This window comes from Xenorhabdus bharatensis, from assembly GCF_037996705.1.
In the GTDB taxonomy this organism is placed as follows: Bacteria; Pseudomonadota; Gammaproteobacteria; order Enterobacterales; family Enterobacteriaceae; genus Xenorhabdus; species Xenorhabdus bharatensis.
Genome location: NZ_JBBMXG010000043.1, coordinates 1 through 4,187, shown reverse-complemented (window position 1 = coordinate 4,187; position 4,187 = coordinate 1). Strand labels below are relative to the sequence as shown.

Sequence of the window (4,187 nt, the reverse complement as noted above, 5' to 3'; positions counted from 1 at the left end):
TGTCCAAAGATACTCAGTCCAATCCTTAAAGAGCCGAAGGTTCTAATTCCCAGCCGACCAAATATATTCAGACTTATCTTCAATGAGCCAAATATTCCTAGACCTAATTGCCCAAAGACATTCAGCCCAACCCTTAAAGATCCGAATATTCTAAATCCCAACTGACCAAATATATTCAGACTTATCTTCAATGAGCCAAATATCTTCACCCCTAACTTACCAAAAATATTGAATCTCATACCCAATGAGCTAAATATATTAATGGATAGTGAAGAAAATATACGAACACCTACTTTTAACGAACTAAAAACCCTTATGCCAACATTACCGAAAATCTTTATTCTGGCGTTGATATTAATAATTAATTTATCTAACAAGGTGAAATTGTTAGTTATATTCCCAGTGACACCAAGATTAACTTCACTTTTCTTGCTAGATGAATTTACTTGGCTGACACTCTGAGTTATTTGAGTAATGTTGACTGATTGACTCGCAGCACTCACCTGCGTCATTCTTGACGAATTCTGCTGCGCAGAAAAAGATTGCTTAATTGTTTGATTGTAGGCTTTAAGATCGGCACGCATACGCGCAGTTTCCTGCGCATATCCGACAATAGGTTTTAAACTTTCAACGGTTTTATTAAGCTTTTTAAACTGATTATGAATTTTATCTGTTGTATCCACCAGTTTTTTCTGATGCCGTTGAAAAGATTTAAAGGAACTGGTCAATTTACTTACGGCACTGAGTACCTTGTTTACCTGTGATTGTATATTACTCATTCTCCGCACCACTTCTTAAAATGGCCCGATGTCGCCAGTCCAATAATTCCGACAGTGACATTTCATCTGTATCTGCCGGTCTCCAGTGAAAAACGGTGGCAATATCTGCCACCAGTTCATCAACGGTTAATCGTTCTGGGAATCGGACTTGACCGACTTCGGCAACAAAAAATTGACCACCTCCACACTGAGATTAATCAGATCACCGGGTGACATCATCATCAGGTCATTCTTGGTCAATGCAGGTGTGGTGACACGTGGCAGAATCAGCAACATAGAATCCACATCCATTTCCAGCAGTGCCTGTAAACGAGCACCGCGCAGCGCACCACTGGTAGGTTTACGTACCGTCACTTCCGTGATTTTTCCGTTGCCTCGCGCCAGTGGAGCTTCCAATTCGATTGTGCGCAGATCTTCATTTTGAGTTTTCAGTGCTTCAGTCATAATTCAACCTTGTTTATCCGAGTAAAAACCTGTCTCAGCCGCGAATATGCTGGGTGAGACAGGAAATAAGTTTTAAAATTTGTTAATCAAAGAGTGATTAAAACAGACCGATAGCGCGGCGATGCTGTGCCAGACGATCTTCTCCGCCCACTTTTTCAACCATGTTGACAGTGTCGATTTCAATCAGTTCTTCGCCATCCCAGGTCAATTTGAAGTAAGTGTTTTTAGCGGTAATTTTGGTTTGTGTGTTGTCGCCTTGTTTATAAGTACCGTGATCGAATTCCTGAAAACGGCCACGCATCACAACTTCAACTGCAACCACGTCACCTGTATCTTCGCGCTCAAAAGAGCCGGCAAAGCGCAGCATGACGCCATCCACTTGTGCAATGCCCCACTGTTTGTACAGCTGAGATTCGATCCCGCCCAGAGTGAATTCCGCATCCAATGCACCTTCATCCAGACCCAGATCTACCATTGCGCTACCGTTCATACCGGCACCACGATAGGCTTCCAGTTTTCGGCTCAGTTTAGGAAGTGTCAGTTCTTCCACGATACCCTGATAATTGTTGCCATCGTTGAACAAGTTCAGGTACTTAAGTTTGCGAGGTAATGCCATCAGTTAGCCCCTTATTTATTGATACTTTTCGCGAAATCCATCAGGTAACTATCTGTAATGCGCTGGCGTAACATCATGTTTTCCAGTGGCGGTACAGGGGTATAGTCGTAATCGATGGTCAGTTTGCCTGCTTTCAGGGTGTCTTTATCGTTGATTTTGTCGTCATACCAGCAACGACCATCAATGATGTAACCACCGGCTTTCAGCTCGCGGAACTTAGCATTGATGCCTTCAATAATGTCGCGTACTAGTGATGGCGTCAGTGGTTTGTCGATTGCCCACATATGTGCGTCAGCCATGGTGTCAGCCAGAACCTGAGCGGTACGGGTGTAGCTTTCGAATTGGAACAGCGCATCATCAGAACAAGTGCGGGAACCCCAGAAACGAAAACCGTTTTTACGGATCAGGGTAGTAACACCACTTTTGTTCAACAGATCAGCATCAGTTGCAGTATCTTGCAGATCCCAGAAGACATCAGCAGACAGACCAGTCACACCATTGACACCAACGTTGGACAGAGTTTTATGCCAGCCGGTTTCTTCGTCGATTTTAGCGCGCAGGCCCAGAGCACGAGCAGTTGCAAAAGCAGTCGCTTCGCTGTTAGTAACAGTATCCCAGCTCAGGAAATCAGGCCAAATCAGCATCAGCTCGCGATGCTTGAAGTATTCACGGTATTTAATAACTTCTTCAATTTTTTTACAGCCATAAGCGCTGACATACGCCATTGCTTTCAGTTTCTCGGCAATACCCGCCAGTTCAAGAGCCACAGCTTTTGAATCCAGACCCGGAACACCCAGAATACGTGGTTTAACACCGAGCTGGCTTTGTGCCGCCAGCAGTGCCTGCATACCGGTTTTCTTACCAGCGTCAGTAACACCACCGATAATATTAGAAATTGTTGCTTCTTCAGATTCGCCCTCTTCCACACGAACAACTACAGTCACAGGCAGAGCCTGAGCAGCGATTGCTTTCAGTGATGCGGACAAAGTACCTTTTTGTCCAGCTTTACCACTGGCGCTCATAACGTCAGTAAGCAGAACCGGAGTATTTAATGGAAATGTTTTTGCGTCTGCGTCAGGACCAGTACAAACCATACCGACGATAGCAGTGCTAACGGTAGTAATGGTACGAGTACCTTCGTTAATTTCCTGTACACGGACTCCGTGATGATAATCTTGTGCCATATTAGCGTTCTCTCCTGTTAAGGTGTGGGCATATATTGGCGGATTAAGACTGAAAAATCATATGGTTAGACATGTGTGGTAGGAGGTACAAATTGGTTGAGATATTTTTGTTTTAAATCAGTTGGTTGAATTTTTAGGTGTGCAGCAGGTAAAAAAATCCGCCCTAGCGGACGGTTTACTCGAGAGTTATCAGAATAACTCGCTGTGGGAGCCTAATCGGGCAAGCTCCAAAACGGTATTACCAACTTTTTTGTAAATCAGCAGTAGATCTGGGTGAAGATGACAGTCCCGGAAACCCCGCCAGTTTCCTTTTAGTGGATGATCGACGTATCTTGGCGGGATTGGTTTATCGTTTACCAATATATCCAGTATTTCAACTAAACTTTCATCGATAGTTGCGCGATATTTACCTTTCTTCACGCGCTTATAGTCCTTCTTGAACTCAGAAGAACGACTAATCTTCCTCATCATTGTTCAGATCATCCATGAAAGCAGAAACACTATCAAACGTTTTACCATTCCCACTTTCAAGCTGTTTAATAGCAGCTTTTGTGCGAGAAGCATTCCGGTAATGAGTACCTTTCACTTTGAAGGGTAGCGTATTTTTTTCCGCTACCTGTACCATCAACATGCGAATAGCATCGCTTACTGTCAACCCCATAGATTGGAGTGCAATAGTTGCAAGTTCTTTAGTTTTAGGGTCAATTTTCGCCCTGACATAAGTTTCATTAGCCATAAAAACCCCCTCTTTCTTTACATAATAGCTATTGATTGTAGTCCCACTGTAGTCACATAACAAGACTAAAAAACGTGCTATTACTGGAGTTAGGGCAAATGAGAATTTTTCACTCATACACTGTGCAACGTGAAAAAAAGCACTAAAAACAACCATATTTTGTTTGTATTTTGTTCTTTTTATCTAGTGTTTCTATAAATTGGAATATTGGGTATTAAGTGAACTATAAAATGTGTATGCTTTTGCTTATTACTTTTTTGGTTATTGCCTTTCGTCTGCTGTTATCAGTCTTATTATGTATTCACATAGTGTTCTATAAAACCTCGGTTTGGTGGAAACGGCAATATTATCTTCCAATCATGGTGCCTCTCTTATTGGGACTAGTGATGGCAGCACCGTACAATCTGAATTAACCGCGATGAAATCAG

At 42.8% G+C, this 4,187-nt stretch carries 6 protein-coding genes and 1 pseudogene; all 7 read right to left on the bottom strand.

Features of this window, described 5'->3' with window-relative positions; genetic code table 11:
* Positions 1–779, bottom strand: a pseudogene (locus AAC855_RS21010) (hypothetical protein); the annotation flags it as partial.
* Positions 772–894 carry a GpE family phage tail protein gene (locus tag AAC855_RS21005; protein ID WP_086955987.1) on the bottom strand — a complete coding sequence of 41 codons (123 nt, stop codon included), beginning with the start codon at positions 892–894 and terminating at the stop codon, positions 772–774. The pseudogene AAC855_RS21010 and the gene AAC855_RS21005, both read right to left, overlap by 8 nt.
* A gap of 11 nt (positions 895–905) precedes the next feature.
* Positions 906–1,223, bottom strand: a complete 318-nt coding sequence (locus AAC855_RS21000) for a phage tail assembly protein (RefSeq protein ID WP_099121949.1) — start codon at positions 1,221–1,223, stop codon at positions 906–908.
* Between the two features lie 97 nt (positions 1,224–1,320).
* Complete coding sequence (locus AAC855_RS20995) at positions 1,321–1,839, bottom strand: phage major tail tube protein (protein ID WP_038265769.1); 519 nt, start codon at positions 1,837–1,839, stop codon at positions 1,321–1,323.
* A gap of 11 nt (positions 1,840–1,850) precedes the next feature.
* On the bottom strand, positions 1,851–3,023 hold the full coding sequence (locus tag AAC855_RS20990) for a phage tail sheath protein (RefSeq protein WP_340612090.1): 1,173 nt from the start codon (positions 3,021–3,023) through the stop codon (positions 1,851–1,853).
* A 189-nt stretch (positions 3,024–3,212) separates the two neighbouring features.
* The gene (locus AAC855_RS20985) at positions 3,213–3,491 is read right to left on the bottom strand and encodes a type II toxin-antitoxin system YafQ family toxin (protein WP_340612091.1); all 279 of its coding nucleotides are present in this window, start codon (positions 3,489–3,491) and stop codon (positions 3,213–3,215) included.
* Positions 3,478–3,759 (bottom strand): type II toxin-antitoxin system RelB/DinJ family antitoxin, encoded by a 282-nt coding sequence (locus AAC855_RS20980; protein WP_228859735.1) that lies wholly within the window; start codon positions 3,757–3,759, stop codon positions 3,478–3,480. The genes AAC855_RS20985 and AAC855_RS20980 overlap by 14 nt, the downstream gene beginning before the upstream one ends.
* Positions 3,760–4,187: the final 428 nt, after the last annotated feature.

What these genes read in the sequence shown, in the direction of transcription:
- AAC855_RS20990 (WP_340612090.1), bottom strand. Translation starts at nt 3,023, where the DNA reads ATGGCACAAGATTATCATCACGGAGTCCGTGTACAGGAAATTAACGAA.
- AAC855_RS20985 (WP_340612091.1), bottom strand. Translation starts at nt 3,491, where the DNA reads ATGAGGAAGATTAGTCGTTCTTCTGAGTTCAAGAAGGACTATAAGCGC.
- AAC855_RS21000 (WP_099121949.1), bottom strand. Translation starts at nt 1,223, where the DNA reads ATGACTGAAGCACTGAAAACTCAAAATGAAGATCTGCGCACAATCGAA.
- AAC855_RS20980 (WP_228859735.1), bottom strand. Translation starts at nt 3,759, where the DNA reads ATGGCTAATGAAACTTATGTCAGGGCGAAAATTGACCCTAAAACTAAA.
- AAC855_RS20995 (WP_038265769.1), bottom strand. Translation starts at nt 1,839, where the DNA reads ATGGCATTACCTCGCAAACTTAAGTACCTGAACTTGTTCAACGATGGC.